Annotated in this window: 19 protein-coding genes and 1 riboswitch; all 19 genes read right to left on the bottom strand. The window is 51.1% G+C overall.

The annotated features are described in order from the left end of the window. Window positions 1-60 precede the first annotated feature (60 nt). The 19 genes from sufB to NK662_RS14155 all read right to left on the bottom strand — a co-directional run bounded on the left by sufB (window position 61) and on the right by NK662_RS14155 (window position 19487). Window positions 61-1458 (bottom strand): Fe-S cluster assembly protein SufB, encoded by a 1398-nt coding sequence (gene sufB, locus NK662_RS14245; protein ID WP_254759609.1) that lies wholly within the window; start codon window positions 1456-1458, stop codon window positions 61-63. A 64-nt stretch (window positions 1459-1522) separates the two neighbouring features. After that, window positions 1523-1957 carry a Fe-S cluster assembly sulfur transfer protein SufU gene (gene sufU, locus NK662_RS14240; RefSeq protein WP_254759608.1) on the bottom strand — a complete coding sequence of 145 codons (435 nt, stop codon included), beginning with the start codon at window positions 1955-1957 and terminating at the stop codon, window positions 1523-1525. Beyond that, window positions 1947-3167: a cysteine desulfurase gene (locus tag NK662_RS14235; protein WP_254759607.1), complete on the bottom strand. Its 1221-nt coding sequence runs from the start codon at window positions 3165-3167 to the stop codon at window positions 1947-1949. Before NK662_RS14235 ends, sufU begins: the two co-directional genes overlap by 11 nt. Continuing rightward, window positions 3167-4456, bottom strand: coding sequence for a Fe-S cluster assembly protein SufD (gene sufD / locus NK662_RS14230; protein ID WP_254759606.1), 1290 nt, complete (start codon window positions 4454-4456; stop codon window positions 3167-3169). Before sufD ends, NK662_RS14235 begins: the two co-directional genes overlap by 1 nt. A gap of 18 nt (window positions 4457-4474) precedes the next feature. Then, window positions 4475-5257, bottom strand: a complete 783-nt coding sequence (gene sufC / locus NK662_RS14225; protein WP_254759605.1) for a Fe-S cluster assembly ATPase SufC — start codon at window positions 5255-5257, stop codon at window positions 4475-4477. A 293-nt stretch (window positions 5258-5550) separates the two neighbouring features. Next, window positions 5551-6372, bottom strand: a complete 822-nt coding sequence (gene metQ / locus NK662_RS14220) for a methionine ABC transporter substrate-binding lipoprotein MetQ (protein ID WP_254759604.1) — start codon at window positions 6370-6372, stop codon at window positions 5551-5553. A 75-nt stretch (window positions 6373-6447) separates the two neighbouring features. Continuing rightward, window positions 6448-7077 carry a methionine ABC transporter permease gene (locus NK662_RS14215; RefSeq protein WP_254759739.1) on the bottom strand — a complete coding sequence of 210 codons (630 nt, stop codon included), beginning with the start codon at window positions 7075-7077 and terminating at the stop codon, window positions 6448-6450. 28 nt (window positions 7078-7105) lie between these two features. After that, a complete protein-coding gene (locus NK662_RS14210; protein ID WP_254759603.1) occupies window positions 7106-8131 on the bottom strand; it encodes a methionine ABC transporter ATP-binding protein in 1026 nt (341 codons plus the stop codon). Between the two features lie 86 nt (window positions 8132-8217). Beyond that, window positions 8218-8324: riboswitch (SAM riboswitch) on the bottom strand. A gap of 208 nt (window positions 8325-8532) precedes the next feature. Then, complete coding sequence (locus NK662_RS14205) at window positions 8533-8871, bottom strand: hypothetical protein (RefSeq protein WP_254759602.1); 339 nt, start codon at window positions 8869-8871, stop codon at window positions 8533-8535. Window positions 8872-8980: 109 nt separating this feature from the next. After that, window positions 8981-9736: a 2-dehydro-3-deoxy-D-gluconate 5-dehydrogenase KduD gene (gene kduD, locus NK662_RS14200; protein WP_254759601.1), complete on the bottom strand. Its 756-nt coding sequence runs from the start codon at window positions 9734-9736 to the stop codon at window positions 8981-8983. Between the two features lie 12 nt (window positions 9737-9748). Continuing rightward, window positions 9749-10396, bottom strand: a complete 648-nt coding sequence (locus tag NK662_RS14195; RefSeq protein WP_254759600.1) for a bifunctional 2-keto-4-hydroxyglutarate aldolase/2-keto-3-deoxy-6-phosphogluconate aldolase — start codon at window positions 10394-10396, stop codon at window positions 9749-9751. Between the two features lie 10 nt (window positions 10397-10406). Continuing rightward, window positions 10407-11360, bottom strand: coding sequence for a sugar kinase (locus NK662_RS14190; protein ID WP_254759599.1), 954 nt, complete (start codon window positions 11358-11360; stop codon window positions 10407-10409). 86 nt (window positions 11361-11446) lie between these two features. Beyond that, window positions 11447-12907: an aldehyde dehydrogenase family protein gene (locus NK662_RS14185; RefSeq protein WP_254759598.1), complete on the bottom strand. Its 1461-nt coding sequence runs from the start codon at window positions 12905-12907 to the stop codon at window positions 11447-11449. After that, entirely contained in the window at window positions 12904-13911 is a 1008-nt protein-coding gene (locus tag NK662_RS14180; RefSeq protein WP_254759597.1) for an ABC transporter permease, read from the bottom strand. Before NK662_RS14180 ends, NK662_RS14185 begins: the two co-directional genes overlap by 4 nt. A gap of 17 nt (window positions 13912-13928) precedes the next feature. Continuing rightward, window positions 13929-14894, bottom strand: a complete 966-nt coding sequence (locus tag NK662_RS14175; protein WP_254759596.1) for an ABC transporter permease — start codon at window positions 14892-14894, stop codon at window positions 13929-13931. Continuing rightward, the gene (locus tag NK662_RS14170) at window positions 14881-16434 is read right to left on the bottom strand and encodes a sugar ABC transporter ATP-binding protein (protein ID WP_254759595.1); all 1554 of its coding nucleotides are present in this window, start codon (window positions 16432-16434) and stop codon (window positions 14881-14883) included. The genes NK662_RS14175 and NK662_RS14170 overlap by 14 nt, the downstream gene beginning before the upstream one ends. 63 nt (window positions 16435-16497) lie before the next feature. Continuing rightward, a complete protein-coding gene (locus NK662_RS14165) occupies window positions 16498-17499 on the bottom strand; it encodes an ABC transporter substrate-binding protein (protein WP_254759594.1) in 1002 nt (333 codons plus the stop codon). A gap of 30 nt (window positions 17500-17529) precedes the next feature. After that, window positions 17530-18513: a zinc-dependent alcohol dehydrogenase gene (locus NK662_RS14160; protein ID WP_254759593.1), complete on the bottom strand. Its 984-nt coding sequence runs from the start codon at window positions 18511-18513 to the stop codon at window positions 17530-17532. Beyond that, entirely contained in the window at window positions 18510-19487 is a 978-nt protein-coding gene (locus NK662_RS14155) for a C-terminal binding protein (protein WP_254759592.1), read from the bottom strand. The genes NK662_RS14160 and NK662_RS14155 overlap by 4 nt, the downstream gene beginning before the upstream one ends. Window positions 19488-19501 lie beyond the last annotated feature (14 nt).

Raw genomic sequence — 19501 nt, 5'->3', positions numbered from 1 at the left:
CATGGTGGTATCATGTACACCAAAGACACCGTTTAGCCCCTTATATATCAACGCTTCTGCTTACCCAATACTTCCTTCCATCTCGAACTTGATCAGACGGTTCATTTCAACCGCATACTCCATTGGCAGTTCCTTTGTGAACGGCTCGATGAAGCCCATTACGATCATCTCTGTTGCTTCCTCTTCGGAGATGCCGCGGCTCATGAGGTAGAACAGCTGCTCCTCAGATACCTTGGATACCTTCGCCTCATGCTCGAGGGAGATGTTGTCGTTCAGGATCTCGTTGTATGGAATCGTATCAGATGTAGACTGATTATCCATGATCAGCGTGTCACACTCGATGTTGGAGCGGGAGCCCGTCGCTTTGCGTCCGAAGTGGACGATGCCGCGGTAGGATACTTTTCCGCCCTGCTTCGCAATGGACTTGGAAACGATCGTGGAGGATGTGTTTGGCGCCAAGTGAATCATCTTAGCACCTGCATCCTGATGCTGGCCTTTGCCCGCAAGCGCGATGGACAGCGTCATACCGCGCGCGCCTTCACCCTTCAGGATAACCGCAGGGTATTTCATTGTCAGCTTGGAGCCGATGTTGCCATCAATCCATTCCATTGTCGCATACGCTTCACAGATCGTACGCTTTGTAACCAGGTTGTAAACGTTGTTTGCCCAGTTTTGGATTGTTGTATAGCGGCAGTATCCACCCTTCTTCACGATGATCTCAACAACCGCGCTGTGCAGAGAGTTTGTTGTATAGACAGGAGCTGTACAGCCTTCTACGTAGTGTACGTGTGCATCTTCGTCAACGATGATCAGCGTACGCTCGAACTGGCCCATGTTTTCAGAGTTGATGCGGAAGTACGCCTGCAGCGGCGTGTCTACCTTTACACCCTTTGGAACATAGATGAAGGAACCGCCGGACCATACTGCGGAGTTCAGCGCCGCAAACTTGTTGTCAGTCGGAGGCACAACCTTGCCGAAATGCTCGCGGAAGATGTCTTCGTTTTCCTTCAGCGCGCTGTCCGTGTCCTTGAACACGATGCCAAGCGCTTCGAGATCTTCCTTCATATTGTGGTATACCACCTCGGACTCGTACTGGGCAGATACACCTGCCAGGTACTTTTGCTCCGCTTCTGGAATACCGAGCTTGTCGAAGGTAGCCTTGATTTCATCAGGAACTTCATCCCAAGAACGCTCAGACTTCTCGGACGGCTTTACGTAGTACGTAATTTCATCGAAGTTCAGGCTGTTCAGGTCGCCGCCCCATTGTGGCATTGGCATGTTGTAGAAGTGGTCCAGAGACTTCAGGCGGAAGTCCAGCATCCACTGCGGCTCGCCCTTCATGCGGGAGATCTCTTCTACGATCTCCTTTGTCAAACCGCGCTTTGAGCGGAAAATGGAAACGTCTTTATCTTTAAAGCCATATTTGTAATCGCCGATATCCGGCATTTGCTTTGCCATTGTTGTCCCTCCTTATTGTTTCGCCCGTGGAACAATGTAATCACAGGGGTTTCCCCCTGTGATCTTATTGCTGTTGTTCGTTCAAGCCCTTCTCCATGGCCTTCCAAGCCAGCGTCGCACACTTGATGCGCGCCGGGAACTTGGATACGCCCTGCAGTGCTTCAATGTCGCCCAAATCCAGGCTGTCATCGTATTCCTTGCCCTGCATCATGTTGGAGAACACAGATGCCAGCTGCATCGCTTCTTCAATCTTCTTGCCCTTGATGGTTTGTGTCATCATGGAAGCGGAAGACATGGAGATGGAGCAGCCTTCTCCCTCAAACTTCGCATCCCTGACAATGCCGTCCTCGACCTTCATGGTCAGCTGGATCCGGTCGCCGCAAGTCGGGTTGTTCAGGTTGACCGTTACGCTGTCATCAGCCAGAACACCGCGGTTGCGCGGATTTTTGTAGTGATCCATAATCACCTGTCTGTATAGTGCATCTAAATTAGAAGACATTTGTGAAATACTCCTTTGTTTTAACTAGTCCTTCAACAAATGCGTCTACTTCGTCTTTTGTGTTGTACAGATAGAAGCTGGCGCGTGCTGTTGCCGATACCTTCAACCATCTCATGAGCGGCTGGGCGCAGTGGTGGCCGGCGCGAACCGCAATGCCCTCCACGTCCAGAACGGTTGCCACATCATGCGGATGCACATCTTCAATGTTGAACGTGATCAGTCCGGCGCGGTGCTTCGGACCGTAAATCGTCACGCCGTCCACTTCAGACAAACGCTCCATTGCATACTGTGCAAGCTCATGCTCATGACGCTCAATATTTTCAAGTCCGATGCTTTCCAGGAAGTCAATGGCTGCTGCCAAGCCGATGGCGCCGCCGATAATCGGCGTACCCGCTTCGAACTTCCACGGCAGCTCCTTCCAAGTGGACTCCTGCAAATCAACAAAATCAATCATTTCACCACCGAACTCGAACGGCTCCATGTTCTCCAGAATGCTCTCCTTGCCGTACAATACGCCGACACCCGTCGGGCCGCACATCTTATGGCTGGAGAACACATAGAAGTCGCAATCCAAGTCCTGCACATCCACTCTCATGTGCGGAGCGCTTTGCGCGCCGTCCACGATCATGATCGCACCATTGCGGTGGGCAATCGCCGCGAGCTCCTTCACCGGGTTGATGGTGCCAAGGACGTTGGATACATACATAATAGAAACAATTTTCGTATTGGACGTAATCGTCTGCTCGGCATCTGCCAAGGAGATTGTGCCGTCCTCCTGCAGCGGAATGTATTTCAATACCGCGCCGGTGCGCTTGGCAACCTGCTGCCACGGGATGATGTTCGCATGATGCTCCATATAGGAAATGACAATCTCGTCGCCTTCCTTCAGGTGCTCTGCCGCATAGCCGGTGGCAATGCCGTTCAGCGCCGTTGTCGTTCCGCGGGTGAAGACCACCTCGCGGATGGAACGGGCGTTGATGAATTTACGCACGGTTTCGCGCGCGCCTTCATAAGCATCTGTTGCTTTTGTCCCCAGTGTGTGCACACCGCGGTGCACATTGGAGTTATACTCTTTATAATAGCGACCCAATGTCTCAATGACGGAAATCGGTTTTTGCGAAGTTGCTGCGTTGTCCAGATAGACAAGCTGTTTGCCGTTGACCTGCTGGTGCAAAATCGGAAACTGTTCGCGTATCGCTTGAATGTCCATTATCGAACTTTCCTTTCAATAACCTCAACCAATTGCGCCTTCACGCCTTCCACCGGCAGCTCGTTCACAACCGGCGCCAAGAAGCCGTGAATCACAAGACGCTCTGCCTCACGCTTTGGAATACCGCGGCTCATGAGGTAGTACAGCTGTGTTGGATCTACACGGCCGACAGAAGCTGCGTGTCCTGCCATTACATCATCCTCATCAATCAACAGGATCGGGTTCGCGTCGCCGCGCGCCTTTTCGTTCAGCATGAGAACGCGGGAGGTTTGCTGCGCATTGGACTTGGATGCCCCGTGCTCGATTTTGCCGATGCCGTTAAAGATGGAAGTTGCTGTATCCTTTTGTACACCGTGCTTCAGAATCCAGCCTTCGGAGTGCTTGCCGAAGTGCACAACCTTTGTTGTGAAGTTTTGTGTCTGCTCGCCACGGCCGATTGTTACTGTCTTTGTGTCAGCAAAGGAGCCGTCGCCCACCAGGTTTGTGATGTTTTCAGAAACTGTGTCACCGTCGTTCATCAGGCCAAGCGCCCACTCCAGACGTGCATCGCGGCCAACTACACCACGGCGGTTCACGTAAGTCGTGATGCCTTTTGCCAGCAGGTCCACCGCACCGAACTTCACATGTGCGCCTTGCTCAAGAACGACTTCCGCCACGATGTTCGCCACGCCTGTTACGCCTTCAGCCGCCACATAGTTCTCTACATACGTAACAGAGCTGTTGGCATCAGCTACAAGCAATACATGGTTATATACATTGGCTTCTGCACCGTCCACCACAAAAATGGATTGCAGCGGTGCTTCCAGCACAACGTTCTTTGGAATATATACAAATGCGCCGCCGTTCAACAGTGCCGCATGAAGCGCGGTCAGGCGATGCTCGTCAACCTTTACGCCGTCCTTCATGAAGTACTTTTGCAACAGCTCCGCATGTTCGTTTGCCGCTGTGATAATGTCAGTGAGGATGACACCCTTTTGCTTTGCTTCCTCAGACAGAGACACGAATGCGGTTGTGCCGCTGCGCTGTACAAGCACGTTCTTGTTTTCTTCTGTATCGAGAAGCGCTTTTACGTCTTCAGGCAGCTCTTCCAGGGAGCGCACAGGCTCTCCAGCCGCAACGCCAGCCTTGCCGACAAAATCCCACTTGCTGATGTTCGTTTTGTCAGGCTTCGGCATTGGCAGTTCTTCCGCCTTTGCAAGAGCTTGTAAGCGCAATTCTGTCAGCCATGCCGCTTCATTGCCGGCAAGCTGGCGAATATAGTCTTGGTCAAATGGTAATGTACCGATCATGTGTATCCTCCTATCCGCTTACGCTTCTTGCTCTGCTTCGTCTTCGATGCCGAGTTCCTTCTTGATCCAGTCGTAGCCTTCCGCTTCCAGGCGGTGTGCCAGCTCAGGGCCGCCGGATTTCACCACGCGGCCGTTCATCATTACGTGAACATGGTCCGGTGTGATATAATTGAGCAGGCGTTGGTAGTGCGTGATGATCAAGCAGCCGAATTCTTCGCTGCGCATGTCGTTTACGCCTTTGGATACAACCTTCAGCGCGTCGATGTCCAGACCGGAGTCGATTTCATCCAGGATGGCGATCTTAGGCTGAATCATCATCATTTGCAGAATTTCGTTACGCTTCTTCTCGCCGCCGGAGAAGCCTTCGTTCAGGTAACGCTGTGCCATGGCAGGATCCATTTCCAGGAAGTCCATGCTCTTGTCAAGCGTACGGATGAATTTCATCAGGGAGATTTCATCGCCCTCTTCACGGCGTGCGTTGATGGCGGAACGCAGGAAGTCCGCGTTTGTTACGCCGCTGATTTCGCTTGGGTATTGCATAGCGAGGAACAGGCCGGCACGAGCGCGCTCGTCAACTTCCATTTCCAATACATCTTCGCCGTCAAGCGTGATGCTGCCGCTTGTTACTTCATATTTTGGATGACCCATGATCGCAGAGGACAAAGTGGATTTACCTGTACCGTTCGGACCCATGATCGCGTGGATCTCGCCGCCCTTCACTTCCAGGTTTACACCCTTCAAAATTTCTTTGCCATCAATTGCTACATGCAAGTCTTTAATTGTCAAAACTGAACCAGCCATGATAATACCTCCAATTGCTCTATGTTAAATTTGAACTTTCTGTGAAAACTTCTTCATTCTCATTCTATTCTCATTCTTATTTTATATCAATTCAAAAGAATTGGCAAACACCTAGTTTATAAAAAATTTTTTTTGGAAAAGAATTTGAGGCTGTTTTTCTTCCAAGCGGCATAGTCTGTCTTTCATTATTTATGTAGGGCTGCACCACGAATTACATACTCCCCTTATGCTTTGCATTTCGCTGTTTTTTATAAAATAAAAAAGCGGATTTCTCCGCTTTTTTATTTTATCGCTTATTCGCTTACAGGTACAACCGCACCTTTGTATTTTTCTTTGATGAAATCTTGAATTTCTTTAGAGTGCAGCACTTCTACCAGCTTCTTGATCGCAGGCTTGTCCTTGTCGCCTTGGCGGACTGCAACTACGTTTACATATGGGGACTTGTCGCCTTCACGGGCAATAGAGTCCTTCATTGGGTTCAAACCAGCGTCAATTGCATAGTTTGTGTTGATCAGAACAACATCGCCTTCTTTGTTCTCATATGCCTTTGGCAGCAGGGCAGCTTCTACGTCTGTCTTGAACTTGAGGTTATGTGGGTTCTCAATGTCTTTTACAGTTGCTTTTACTGGATCTACACCGTCTTTAATTTTTACAAGACCTTGGGCTTGCAGCAGCTGCAGCGCGCGGCCATGGTCAGCCACAGAGTTGCTCATCACAACTGTCGCGCCGTCTGGCAGGTCCTTCAGGCTCTTATACTTCTTGGAGTAGATGCCGATTGGCTCGATGTGGATCTTGCCAGCTACTTCAAACTTGTAGCCTTCGGACTTCATTTGGGACTCCAGGTACGGAATGTGCTGGAAGTAGTTTGCATCAATTTGCTTTTGCGCCAATGCTTTGTTTGGCAGAACATAGTCCTGGAATGTTTGGATTTCAAGATCTACGCCTTCCTTCGCCAGAATTGGCTTTGCCTTTTCCAGGATTTCTGCGTGCGGTACGTTGGAAGCGCCAACTACCAGCTTTGTTTCTTCTTTCTTGGCAGTGCTGCTTCCGCCGCCGCATGCTGCGAGGGAGAACATGGATGCTGCCATCATGACAGACAATAATACTTTCTTCATTGAATACTCTCTCCTTTTGAAATGTTTTGAATTTTTATAATAAGAAGCTTCAGCGCTCATCGCGCCAAAGCAATATTAACGTTTGTCAATCAGCGCCGTAATCCGGTCACCGATAAATTGCAGAACGAATACAATTACCAGCACCAAAATGGTAGCCACAAAGGTTACATCATTATTAGAACGCTGGAAGCCCTCCAAAAATGCCAGGTTGCCAAGGCCGCCCGCACCGATTACACCCGCCATTGCCGTAGAGCCGACAAGGGAGATGGTTGTAACCGTGATGCCGGAAATGAGCGCCGGCAGCGACTCCGGAATCAATACCTTAAAAATGATGGTTGCCGTGCTTGCACCCATGGCTCTGGATGCTTCAATAACACCTTTGTCAATCTCACGAAGCGCAATTTCCACCATCCGGCCATAGAAAGGTGCAGTGCCGATAATTAAAGCCGGAAGGGCAGCATTGGAACCGAACATGGATCCCATGAGCCATAACGTGAACGGCAGCAGGAGAATGATCAGAATAATAAACGGGATGGAGCGGAAAATATTGACGAACGCGCCAATAATCGTATTCACCACTTTATTCTCCCATAGGTTATCCTTTGAGGTCATAAATAATAACAAGCCAAGCAATAAACCAAGTACGAAGGTTGCCACCGCTGAAACGCCAGTCATATACAGTGTTTCTCGCGCCGCACCAATCATTTTTTCCCAATCTACATTTGGAAACAGATTACCCACGTCCGATCACCTCCAGCTCTACCTGTTGCTTTTCAATGAAGGAAACCGCCTCTGCCAAATCCTCTGCTGAACCATTCAGATGGACAATCAGATTACCATAGGAGCCGCCCGGCGTCTGCGAAATGCTGCCGTGCAGGATGTTTGCCTGCACCTTGCTGCTTTGCATCAGCCCGCTCAAGATTGGCTGTTCAACCGCTTCGCCGACAAACTTCAGACGAATCACTTTTCCAGTTGGATATTTTGCAACAAGATGGTCGATTGCTTCATTTGTATCTTCCGAATCTGTAATTTGCTTGACAAAACGCTTTGTAATTGGCTGCTGCGGATGGCGGAACACCTCAAGCACATCGCCCATTTCCACAATGTGTCCTTTTTCCATCACTGCAACGCGGTTACAAATTTTTTGAATCACATGCATTTCATGTGTGATCAGGACAATGGTCAAACCAAGGCGCTTATTGATGTCCAATAGCAAATCCAGGATTTGATCCGTTGTCTCCGGGTCCAAAGCAGAGGTTGCTTCATCACAAAGCAAAACCTTCGGATTGTTTGCCAGCGCCCGGGCAATGCCGACACGCTGCTTCTGTCCGCCGCTCAGCTGAGATGGGTACGCATCGCCGCGTCCCTCCAGGCCAACAAGGCCCAACAGCTCCTCTACGCGCTTCTCGCGCTGTTCTTTGGAAACACCCGCAATCTCCAATGGGAAAGCAATATTCTCACGGACTGTGCGGGACCAAAGCAGGTTAAAGTGCTGAAAAATCATTCCAATTTCCTGGCGCGCTTCCCGAAGCTCGCGTCCCCGAATCGCGGAAATCAGTCGTCCAGCCACTGTAATTTTACCGGATGTCGGCTTTTCCAATTGGTTCAGCATGCGGATCAAAGAGCTTTTTCCCGCACCGCTATAGCCAATGATTCCAAAAATCTCGCCCTGCTGAATGTCCAGGTTCGCATCCTGGACAGCAGTCACGTTCCCACTCTTCGCTCGATAAATCTTCTGTACTTGTTCCAGACGAATCAACGTTCTGTCCCCCCTCTTCCAATTTTCACAAAAAAAGCCTCTCTGCTTATGAGCAAGCAGAAAGGCATTATCAATCAATGTCCTTTCCCTCATCTCTCAAAGCATTGCTTTGCAGGAATTGGCACCATTTCAGCAAGTGCTGACGGTTGCCGGGCTTCACAGGGCTCAGTCCCTCCACCTCTCTTGATAAGAGAATACTATTTAAACCGAAGTTGTTTTTAGCATCTTATTATGTGCACGATAGCATTTCCGCATCACATGATTGTCATTCTATCAATCTGTTATGACTATGTCAACAAAGATTCCGATTATTTTCTACAAAATTCGAGTTTTTCAGTATAGTAATTTATGGATAGAATTATGTAATCGCATTCAATATTAAAATGAAAAAGGAGCCCTCTTCAGGCTCCCTGCTCCAGCGGCTGGCTTACATAAAACAGCGATTCCAGCAGCAGCAATGTCCGATATGTCCCTGTATACACCATGCCCTTGCGCCGCAGCAGCGGCTGCATGCGCACAGCTCCGGCCAGCAGCTTCTGAAGGTCCTCCTCCTGCTGCACCGTCACAACCTCCACGCTTTCTTCTCCCTCACTTACCGTAATGCCTTGCTGTGACAGACGAATTGTGCAGCTTTCCCCGCCGAACCGAAAGCTGACAGCCCTTTCTTGCTTTGGCAGCAGCGGCTTTAAATGCTCTTGGCCCTGCGCATGCATAGCGAATGATTGCAGCAATGAAATCATGGTACCACTCCCAGACAGTCTTTTGTTACTTATTTCCACCTCTTGCCCTGAGAGTCCTTGTAGAATCGCTCGACAGTTTCCCGCTTATTTCTCGGGGAATATGTCGAGATCAGCGGCCCATCCATCCGCCATCTATGGTAATAATTTCACCGTTCACATAGTTGGAGGCTTCCGAAGCCAAGAAGATGACCGCGCCGGCCATATCCTCCGGTTTTCCCCAGCGGCCTGCCGGAATACGCTGCAGAATCTGGCTGTTACGCACTTCATCGACCAGCAGGGCGGTGTTCATTTCCGTTGCCATATAACCAGGGGCCACAGCATTGACATTTACTCCGCGGCCTGCCCATTCATTGGACAGTGATTTTGTAAACTGCGCAACTGCTCCTTTACTGGCTGCATAAGCCGGCACAGTATAGCCGCCCTGAAAGGAAAGAAGTGAAGCCACATTGATAATTTTCCCACGGCCCTGCTGCAGCATTTCCCGCCCGATGGTTTGACATAAAAAGAATACTGACTTGGCATTTACCTGCATAACGAAGTCCCAATCCTCCTCGGAGAAATCCGCGGCTGGCGAACGGCGCTGCACCCCCGCATTGTTCACAAGGATATCCATGCGGCCAAAGCGTTCCTTCACATCTGCCGCCAGCTTCGGGATGCTTTCTATCTGTGCAAGGTCATAGGAGAATGTCTCGCATCTCCGGCCCAGTCCGCGAATCCTTGCAGCCACCTCTGTCTCCTCGGCAGAGCGCTGTACAATTGCAATATCCGCCCCCGCTTCTGCCAACCCATACGCCATGGCCCCGCCCAAGCCGCGATTGCCTCCGGTGACGATAGCTACTTTTCCATGCAAATCAAATAAGTGCATCCTTACTCCCCCTTATTGGACTGTCGGTTGATTGTGAGCAGCATGTACCAGCTTTCGGGCGTAAGCTGTCACTTTTGTGAAATCTCCTGTTTGCAGCGCTTCCTTCGTCAGTTCACTGCCCGTTCCGACTGCAACTGCCCCGGCTGCTAACCAGTCAGAAATGGTTTCAGCGTTTACGCCCCCGGTCGGAATGAAATGCGCCTGCGGAAGAGGACCTTTAAAAGCGCGAATGGCCTGAGGGCCGAGCAGATTGGCTGGGAACAGCTTGATGACGCCGCAGCCAAGCTTCAAGGCCTCCACTGCATCCTTCAGCGTGGCTGTCCCTGGAATGATGGGTACCTGATGCAGATGAGCCATCTGAATAACTTCTGCATCCAGGTGCGGGCTGACGAGGAAATCTGCACCGCTGTCGATTGCCAGGCGGGCACTGACAGCGTCCATCACTGTTCCGGCGCCCACCACAGCTGCCGCACCGTACTTACGCTTCAAATCGGCGATGATCTGCAGGGCGCCTGGTGTAGTTAACGTAATCTCCAGCAGCCGGATTCCTCCCTCGTACGCAGCTTCAGCTGCCTGAAGGGCTGCTCCGGCTGAATCCGTGCGAATGACCGCAATCACCTTTTCCCTGATCATCTGCTGTAATGTCTGCATGCTTTTCATCCTTCTCCCCCTACCTTGTGAGCTTGCTTCGCTGCAAGCTTGCATTCAGTTCTTCTTCTGTCGGATAGCCGCCATAGTCACTCGGATCGGTTACGGCCAAGGCCCCGACAATATTGGCGCGGCGGGCGCACTCCTGCGGCGGCAGCCCTCGCAGTACTCCCGACAAATACCCCGCACAGAAGCCGTCCCCGGCCCCTACAGAGTCCACTTCCGTTACTTGTATGCCCGTTACCAAAGAAGCACTGGCGGCATCGGCTGTAATGGAGCCTTCCGAACCAAGCTTCATAATGACCCGCCCTGCACCCATTTCAAGAAAGCGGGCAATGAGATCATCAACAGCGCAGTCCGGCTCCTCCAGCAGCAGCCGGGCTTCCTCCACTCCTGGGAAAAAGTAATCCGCCTGCCGAATCAGCTCCAACAGAACCGGTCTTGCTTCCTCAATGCTCCAAAGCTTCAGGCGAAGGTTCGGATCCACACTCACCTTCACACCATGCTGCTTGGCAAGGCCCACTGCCGCAAACACAGTATCCCTGCATGACTGGCTCAGCGCCGGCATAATGCCGGTCACATGCAAAATACGGGCGGAGGCAATGACTTTTTCCGGCAAATCTGACGGATGTAAATGCGAAGCTGCAGAATGCTGCCGATAATAGAAGACATGGGGGTCGCTTCCCTGCTGCCGCTGCTTCAGCATCATGCCCGTCCGGTGCTGCGCATCCACCAAAACATGGCGTGTGTCCACCCCTTCCCCACGCAGGCGGTACATGATTTCTTCTCCAAATGGATCCGCTCCCACCCGGCTGATCCAAGCGGTATGATGGCCAAGCCTCGCCAGTGCAACCATGACGTTGCTCTCTGCTCCTCCAATCTGCTTTTGCAGCACAGGCGCTTGTTTAAGCTTTCCATAATGCTCAGGCGCTGTCAGGAGCACCATGGTCTCGCCGACTGTAACAACCTCGTGCATCTGCTCCTCTCCCTTCTTCAGAAAAAGGACTGACCCTGTAGGGCATCCGCCACCCGAGTCAGTCCTCTTGTTATACACGCTTATAATTAATACAGCACATTGCGCAGCGCAATGTTTTTCACCTGTGTCATTTCTTCCAGTGTTACCGACAGTCCTTCACGGCCCAGACCGCTTTGCTTATAACCTCCGAATTGGGATACATCCGGACGATACAGTCCTGTACCATTGATGGCAACCTGGCCTGTTTCCATCTTATAAGCTGCATTCAACGCCCGGCGAATGTCCTTGGTGAAAACAGAACCGCTCAGTCCATAGATGGAATTATTCGCAATTTCAATTGCCTCGTTGTCATCACTGAAAGCAATGACCGGCAGCACTGGCCCGAAAATCTCCAAGTCGCGGGCAACGTCTGTGTGCTTGCTGACATTGCCAAGAATGGTCGGGGTCAGGAAGCAGTTGTCCAGACGCTCGCCGCCAAACAAAATTTCCGCGCCTTGCCCTACTGTAAAGTCTATCTGTTCTTTTACAGTCTTTGCTGCCTTTTCGCTGATCAGCGGTCCAACCTTCGTGCTTGGATCCATTGGGTTGCCGACAGTGTACTCCTTCAGCTTCAGAATGAGCTTATGGGTAAATTCATCCAGAATACTCCGCTGTACAATCATGCGCTTGTTGGCGCAGCAGCACTGTCCGTTCGCCCATGTCCGGCCGAATGCCGCATGCTCCACTGCTTCGTCGATGTCAGCATCATCAAAGACAACGAGTGCATCGTTGCCGCCAAGCTCCAGGAATGTGCGGGAGAGATGCTTTGCCGCATTTTGGGCAACGCGGATGCCTGTCTGAGTATCACCTGTCATGCTCACGATATTCACCTTCGGGCTGCTGGCCAGAATTTCCCCTACAACAGAACCGCGGCCGGTCACAACCTGCATGACACTGCCCGGCACACCAGCTTCATGCAGCAATTCGACGATGCGGATAATTGTCAGCGGCGCTTCCATGGCAGGCTTCACTACAACAGCGTTGCCGGCTGCCAATGCTGGTGCCACCTTGTGGGAGAACAGGTCAATCGGGAAGTTGAACGGCAGAATGGCTCCCATGACTCCAATTGGTTCACGGCGTGTCATGAAGATATCCTTTTCCAGGCCTGCTTGCGCATCCAACGGTGCTGTAATTCCGTAAAGGCTCTTAGATTTCTCGGCAAAGCCCTTGAACAGGCGCACACCTGTTTCCACTTCCGCCTCGGACTGAAAATACGGCTTGCCGTTTTCCAGCGTCAGAATCTCCGCCAGTTCGCTCTTATGCTTTTCCAGAAGGCCGGCAAAGCGCACCAAAATGTCATAGCGTTCGTGTGTAGGAGTATTCGCCCAGACTCTGAAGCCTGCACGGGCTACATCCAAAGCCTCCTCCACATCCTCCGCAGTAGCCAGCGGCACACGGTCCAATACTTCATTTGTTGTCGGGTTCAGCACATCTCCAAATTGGCCATCGCGGGAATCGCGCGGCTTGCCATTAATAATCATTTTTCCTACACTGAGTTTCGTTGTCATTCTTGCTTCCTCCCTTTATTTCCGGAATTTTGCTGCTTTTGCAGCTGTGCCTGAATAATGACGATGATAATTAAGAATGCACCGCGGATGACCGGCTGCCACCAAGAATCCAGTGTACCTTGCAGGTTGATGACGTTAAGCACGACACCCAGGAGCATAACCCCTACAAAGGTGCCGAACACACCGCCGCGCCCGCCGGTCAACAGCGTACCGCCGATGACGACTGCCGCGATGGCATCCAGCTCCCAGGCGTCTCCCGCCACCGGCTGGGCTGCCCCGCCAAGACGCCCCATCAGGATAATGCCTGTGAAGCCTGCGAGCGCACCACTTAACGCATATACCATAATTTTCATACGGTCCACCCGGATCCCCATAAGCCTCGTTGCATCCTCGTTACCACCTATGGCATAAACATTTCTTCCGAACTTCGTTTGATGAAGCACGAAAGAAAGGACTGCTAATGTAATGAAGAAAATCCAGACCGGATTCGGGATGCCAATGAAGGCTCCATTGCCGAGATCAATAAAAAACTGCTGATAGCGGCCGTCCACCGAAACCGTTTTTTCCTTTGTAAAAGCGTAAATGAAGCCGCGAACCCCGATCATCATTGCAAGTGTGACGATAAAGGGTTCCATCCGCAGCTTGGCAATGATCACGCCATTGAGGCAGCCAAGCAGGGTGGTAAGGACAATAGGAACGACGACAGCAACAGCAATGCCGTATGGCGACAGCGTTGCTGCCATGATGCCGCCAAAGGCCAGCAGCGATCCGACTGAAAGATCAATCCCCTTCAGCAGGATGACAAAGGTCATGCCGAGCGCCACCATGCCAATCATGCTGTTCTGCTTCAGGATGTTCAAAATGTTCACCGGCGCCAGGAATGTTTCATACCGGATAGAAGCGAAGATAATCAGTAAAACGAGAGCAACAAGCGCGCCTTGCTTTTGCCAGAACGCACCCGGATTTTTCAAAAGCTTGCCCGTAGGCTGTGCAACAGCTTTCAAACCTCAGCACCTCCCTGTTATTTGTTCTCGCGCTGCAAGTAAATGGCGCCGACAATGATGGCGGCTTTAATAACAAGCGAGTAGGAATACGGAATGTTATTCATATTGAAGGTGGCAGTAATAATCCCCATCAGAATGGCACCGAGAATGGTGCCCCAGATTTTTGGCTTGCCGCCTGTCATCAAGGTGCCGCCGACGACAACAGCAGCAATGGCATCCATCTCAATCAGTTCTCCGATCCGTGTCGCATCCGCAGCCGCCAGGCGGGCAGTCTCAATCATGCCTGCCAAAGCAGCAAAGGCAGCCGACAGCATATATACAGCAATCTTGATTCTCTTAACCTTCACACCAGCTAAGTGCGCTGCCTGTTCATTGTCGCCAATCGCTTCTACATAGCGCCCGAAGGTCATGTAGCGGACGACGATATACACAAGCACCGCAGCGGCAAACATGAAGATGACCGGAACTGGAATGGAAGCAACCTTAGCCTTGCCAATCGCTTCAAAGGCCGGATTGTTGAAGGAAACAAGGTACCCATCCGTCAGGATTTGCGCCACCCCGCGGCCGGCAATCATCACTGCCAGCGTAATGATAATGGGCTGTACTCCTACATAAGAAACAATAAGACCGTTGAATAAACCGATGCAGGCGCAGATCGCAAGTGTTGTGATAATAGTAATGATAATGTTTTGATTTAATAGAAAGGTGGAAACAACGGCAGCCAGCGCCATAACAGCTCCGACTGACAGGTCAATGCCGCCCGTGGCAATAACAAGTGTCATCCCTGTGGCAACCAGTGCTGTTGTAGATACATGCAGCAAAATGTTCCACAAGGTTTCTGTCGCAAAAAAGTTATTTGTAATGATACTGTTTAAAACAATCAGCACCAGAATGACAACGGGAAGAGCATAACGCCGGATGATCGGCCCAAGCGGCATTGCTTGCACCTTTACCTCCTGCGGCTTTACATTAACCTCTTGCATGACTTTCCCCTCCTCTCAGCTCCGAGTGGCTGCTGTGCTCGGCAATGACTCTCATAATATTGTCCTGCGTACGCTGGTTGCCAGTCAGTTCGCCAATCTTCTCCCCTTCCCGGAGGACAAGCACACGATCAGAATTATGAATCAGTTCGTCAAATTCCGAAGAGATTAAGAGAATGCTGAGCCCCTGCTGCGACAGTTCACTGATTAAGGTGTGAATTTCGGACTTGGCGCCAACATCGATCCCCCTTGTCGGCTCATCAAGAATTAATACGCTTGGATTCATTGCCAGCCAGCGCGCCAGCAGCACCTTCTGCTGATTGCCGCCGCTCAGATTTTTAATTTTTTGGTCCACATTTGGCGTCTTAATGCCCATGCGCTTTACAAATTCATTTACGACCTTATCCTGCTTTTGCCGTGATACAAAGCCAAATCTGGAGAACTGCTTCAGGCTCGCCAGGGTGATGTTCTCTCGTACGGACATGTTCGGAATGATTCCCTCTGCTTTTCGGTTTTCCGTACAAATCGCAATACCGGCAGCAATTGCTTCACTCGGGGAGGCAAAGCGGACTGGCTGGGATCTGTAGGAAATGGTTCCCTCGTCAGGCTGGGTAACCCCGGCAATTGTCTTGGCTGTTTCTGTACGGCCGGAGCCAAGCAGGCCTGCTAGGCCAAGCACCTCACCCTCATACAGCTCAAAGCTGACATCCGCCACACGGTTTCCCTGCTTCACACCCTTCAGCTGAACCATAACCTTGCCGCCGGATTTGTCGACAGTCTCCTTCATTTTCGTCAGCTCGGCTGCTTCCTTCTCGCTTTTTCCGATCATATAGGCAATCAGCTGGTTTTGCGACAGCTCCTGGATAGGCCATGTCCCTACGTAAGAACCGTCACGCAGCACAGTAATCCGGTCGCATACGGTGTAAATCTCATCCAAACGGTGGCTTACAAAAATGATGGCGACTCCGTCACGCTTCAGCTTATTGATGACTTCGAACAATACCTCCACCTCTTTGTCGTCCAAGGAGGAGGTTGGCTCATCCATGACCACAAGCTTTGCTTTCATGGACACAGCGCGCGCAATGGACACCATTTGCTGGATGGCGGTGCTATATGTATGAACAGGCTGCTTTACATCAATGGAGATTCCCATATCGAACAGGACCTGTTCAGCTGCTTCATGGGCTTTTTTCCAATCAATGGTGCCAAATCGTGTTACAGGCTCACGGCCGATAAAAATGTTCTCCGTCACACTTAGGTACGGAATTAAGCTGACTTCCTGATAAATCGTACTGATGCCCTTATGCTGCGCTTCAATCGGCGCCTTGAAATGAACATTCTCTCCGTCCAGCACGATTGTTCCTTCATCGTGGTGATATACACCAGTCAGAATCTTAATAAGCGTAGACTTGCCTGCGCCGTTCTCCCCCATAAGTGCATGAACCTCGCCTTTGCGGATATTCAGTTCCACACTCTTCAACGCTTTGACACCAGGGAAGGTTTTCACGATACCGGTCATCTGCAGCAGTTGTTCTGTCCCCAACCCGCTTCCCCCTTTCTCTTATGGCCGCCCCCGCGTGGCGGGGACGGCGCACAATTTCATAGATTAATAAGCTTGGTCAACAAATTCCTTCGCATTGTTTTTATCAAAGAAACGGTCTTCAATGATAATTTCAGTCGGAACGCTTTCCTTCTTCTGCAGCTTCTCGATTACATCAAATACACGAGGCCCGAAGAATGGAGAGCTTTCCACCGTAGCACCCATCTCACTGTTAATGATGGCCTTCAAAGCATCCTTGGTTCCGTCAACGGATACGATGGTAATGTCCTTTCCAGGAACCTTGCCGGCAGCCTTGATTGCATTGATTGCACCGATTGCCATTTCATCGTTATGAGCATATACGGCATTGATCTTGTCGCCGTAGGACTGCAGCAGGTTCTCCATCACCTTCTGGCCGTTTGCACGGGCAAAGTCACCAGTTTGAGAAGCAATGATTTTCATGTCAGGTGCTTTTGCCTTTAAGCGGTCCGTAAAGCCCTTCTGGCGGTCCATTGCTACAGAGGAACCGGATGTGCCTGTCAGTTCTACTACATTGCCCTTGTTGCCCATGGCTTGCATAAGCCAGTCAGCAGCTCTCTCACCCTGTTGGATGAAGTTGGAGCCCAGGAATGTTACATAGTCTTCGCCAACTGTACCTTTTGCTTTACGGTCTACGAGGATAACCGGAATGCCCGCTTTCTTGGCAGCAGCAAGAGCCGGCGCCAAGCCTTCGAATTCACGCGGTGCCAAAACGATATAATCCACCTTCTGCGCTACCATGTCTTCGACGTCAGACACTTGCTTCGCAGTGTCGCCTTGGGCATCGGAGTACACCATCTTAATGCCGCGTTTCTTTGCTTCGTCACGAATGCTCTTTGTCTCTGCAATACGCCATGGATTGTTGTTCTCCATTTGGGACCAGCCCACGACAATCTCCTTGCTGCTCTTCTTTTCGCTGCTTGTGCCTGTGCCGGCATTTGAGCTCGTAGTCGTTGAACCACTGGAGCACGCCGCCAGGAACAGAACTAGAATAGATAAAAATGCTGTAAGAATACGGTACCGCTTCAAACAAACCCCTCCTCTAGATATTTGGTTGTTTTATAGTGTGATAAGAACTTTCACGCTGTCTCCGCCGGCCGCCAGCAGTTCAAATGCTTCCGCTGCTTGGTCAGCCGGGTATTCATGCGTAATCATTCTTTCAAACTCAAAGTCACTGGAAAGCAATGCCGCCGCAATTTCATAGTCTTTCCTTGTATATACGCGGGTTCCCTTTACAGACAATTCTTTAAATGTAATGTTTTGCAAGTCCAGTTCTGTTGGATACTTGTAGGTGCCGACCAGTACAATTTGTCCCTTAATGGCTGTAACCTGCACCAGCTGTTTGGCTACTGAAGGATGGGCCGCGCAGTCATATACGACCGGCCGCTGCGGAATGACTGCATCCGGCTGTGACGGATCAATGACGGTAAAGCCCAGGGCAGCAGCAATCTCCTTCCGGAACGGCTGCACTTCCACCACAGCCACATCGGTGGCCCCGAACAGCTTCAGCGTAACCGCCACGCACAAGCCAATCGGACCAGCACCGAAAACGGTTACAGCATCTCCCGGCTTAAAAGCGGATTCCCGCACTGCATGCACTGCGACCGCAAAAGGTTCAATTAACGCACCTCGCTTCATGGACATGCCTGGCGGCAGCGGGTACACCTCATCCGCCGGAGCCAGCACATACTCAGCCATCCCCCCAGGCCGATCAATGCCAAGCAAGCCAAGCGACTCGCACACATGCGAATTTCCATCCTGGCACGGCTCACAGGTCCCGCAGAACAAGAGCGGCCTGACGGTAACTGCTGTTCCGGCGGGAAGGTCAGGATGCTCCACCACCGTGCCGGCAAACTCATGTCCAATAATAAGAGCTTCCTTAGCGCGCGGATGGCTTCCGGCAAAAATGTTCAAATCTGTGCCGCATACCCCGCAGAAGTCTACCTTGATGAGAGACCAACCTTCCTTTCCTTTCGGAAGCGGCACCTCTCTTGTTGCCACCTGACGTGTTCCTTCATATATAACCGCTTTCATATCATTCATCGGGGAGTGCCCCCAATCCCTTGGAGTTCGTTTACCGGGTTATAGGGCGCTTCCCCGAGCACGACTCGGCCTGCTTCCTCCGCAGCCTTTCGTTTTAGATCAAACGAAGCCTCTTCTGAATACCAGGCAGCATGAGGTGTAATAATGACATTATCAAACCTGAATAATGGATGATTCGGCTGCGGCGGCTCCTGCTCCATCACATCCAACGCAGCTCCTGCAATTTGATTAGTGTGGATGGCTTCTTCCAAGGCCCGTTCATTGATAATGGGACCGCGGGCTGTATTTACAATAATGGCGCCGCGCTTCATTCGGCGGAATGCTTCTTGACTGAACAAATGATGTGTGTCTGTTGAGAGAGGTACGTGAACGGAGATGATGTCTGCTGTTTCCAGCAGTTCGTTAAAGGTTACGGATTGCACACCTGCCATTGTACGTTTTTCATTGCGGTCATAGCTGATCACATTCCAGCCAAGGCCTTTTGCTTTTCTCGCTGTTGCCTGGCCGATGCGGCCAAGACCAACAACACCAAGCGTTAAATCCCGCAAACGGCGGATGGGGCGGCAGATTTGGAAATCCCAGTTATTTTGTTTTACATCGTTAGACAGCAGATTTATCTTTCTCTTCAGGGCAAAAATAAGTGCCAGCGCATGATCAGATACTTCCTCGACTCCGTAATCAGGTACATTGCAGACCTGAATGCCGGCTTCAGAAGCAGCATTCAAGTCCACATTGTCCACACCAACGCCGTAACGAACGACAACCTGGCAATTCGGAAGCGAGGAAAGCACCCGCTTTGTCAGCGGCGCATACTGATTGATGAGGCCATATGCCTCCTGGCATTTGGCAATCACGTCTTCTTCTGTACGGCACTGCTCTAACACGACTGTAAAGCCCATTCCCTCAAGTACTTCCCGTTCGATGGCCACCGACGGATGGTCACAGTCTGTTATTACAATTACTTTCCTCGTCATTTTAGCTGGTCTCC

Source organism: Ectobacillus ponti (assembly GCF_024294785.1).
Lineage (GTDB): Bacteria > Bacillota > Bacilli > Bacillales > Bacillaceae_G > Ectobacillus > Ectobacillus ponti.
The sequence above is the reverse complement of the archived record's forward strand: the minus strand, read 5'-3'. Positions and strand labels throughout refer to the sequence as shown.

Bases quoted from the DNA above. Each gene is read 5' to 3' on its own strand.
- sufD (WP_254759606.1), bottom strand. From the start codon at position 4,456: ATGATCGGTACATTACCATTTGACCAAGACTATATTCGCCAGCTTGCC.
- sufB (WP_254759609.1), bottom strand. From the start codon at position 1,458: ATGGCAAAGCAAATGCCGGATATCGGCGATTACAAATATGGCTTTAAA.
- metQ (WP_254759604.1), bottom strand. From the start codon at position 6,372: ATGAAGAAAGTATTATTGTCTGTCATGATGGCAGCATCCATGTTCTCC.
- kduD (WP_254759601.1), bottom strand. From the start codon at position 9,736: ATGCACTTATTTGATTTGCATGGAAAAGTAGCTATCGTCACCGGAGGC.
- NK662_RS14160 (WP_254759593.1), bottom strand. From the start codon at position 18,513: ATGAATGATATGAAAGCGGTTATATATGAAGGAACACGTCAGGTGGCA.
- NK662_RS14205 (WP_254759602.1), bottom strand. From the start codon at position 8,871: ATGATTTCATTGCTGCAATCATTCGCTATGCATGCGCAGGGCCAAGAG.
- NK662_RS14155 (WP_254759592.1), bottom strand. From the start codon at position 19,487: ATGACGAGGAAAGTAATTGTAATAACAGACTGTGACCATCCGTCGGTG.
- NK662_RS14185 (WP_254759598.1), bottom strand. From the start codon at position 12,907: ATGACAACGAAACTCAGTGTAGGAAAAATGATTATTAATGGCAAGCCG.
- sufC (WP_254759605.1), bottom strand. From the start codon at position 5,257: ATGGCTGGTTCAGTTTTGACAATTAAAGACTTGCATGTAGCAATTGAT.
- NK662_RS14215 (WP_254759739.1), bottom strand. From the start codon at position 7,077: ATGATTGGTGCGGCGCGAGAAACACTGTATATGACTGGCGTTTCAGCG.
- NK662_RS14195 (WP_254759600.1), bottom strand. From the start codon at position 10,396: ATGAAAAGCATGCAGACATTACAGCAGATGATCAGGGAAAAGGTGATT.
- sufU (WP_254759608.1), bottom strand. From the start codon at position 1,957: ATGTCTTCTAATTTAGATGCACTATACAGACAGGTGATTATGGATCAC.
- NK662_RS14175 (WP_254759596.1), bottom strand. From the start codon at position 14,894: ATGCAAGAGGTTAATGTAAAGCCGCAGGAGGTAAAGGTGCAAGCAATG.
- NK662_RS14235 (WP_254759607.1), bottom strand. From the start codon at position 3,167: ATGGACATTCAAGCGATACGCGAACAGTTTCCGATTTTGCACCAGCAG.
- NK662_RS14190 (WP_254759599.1), bottom strand. From the start codon at position 11,360: ATGCACGAGGTTGTTACAGTCGGCGAGACCATGGTGCTCCTGACAGCG.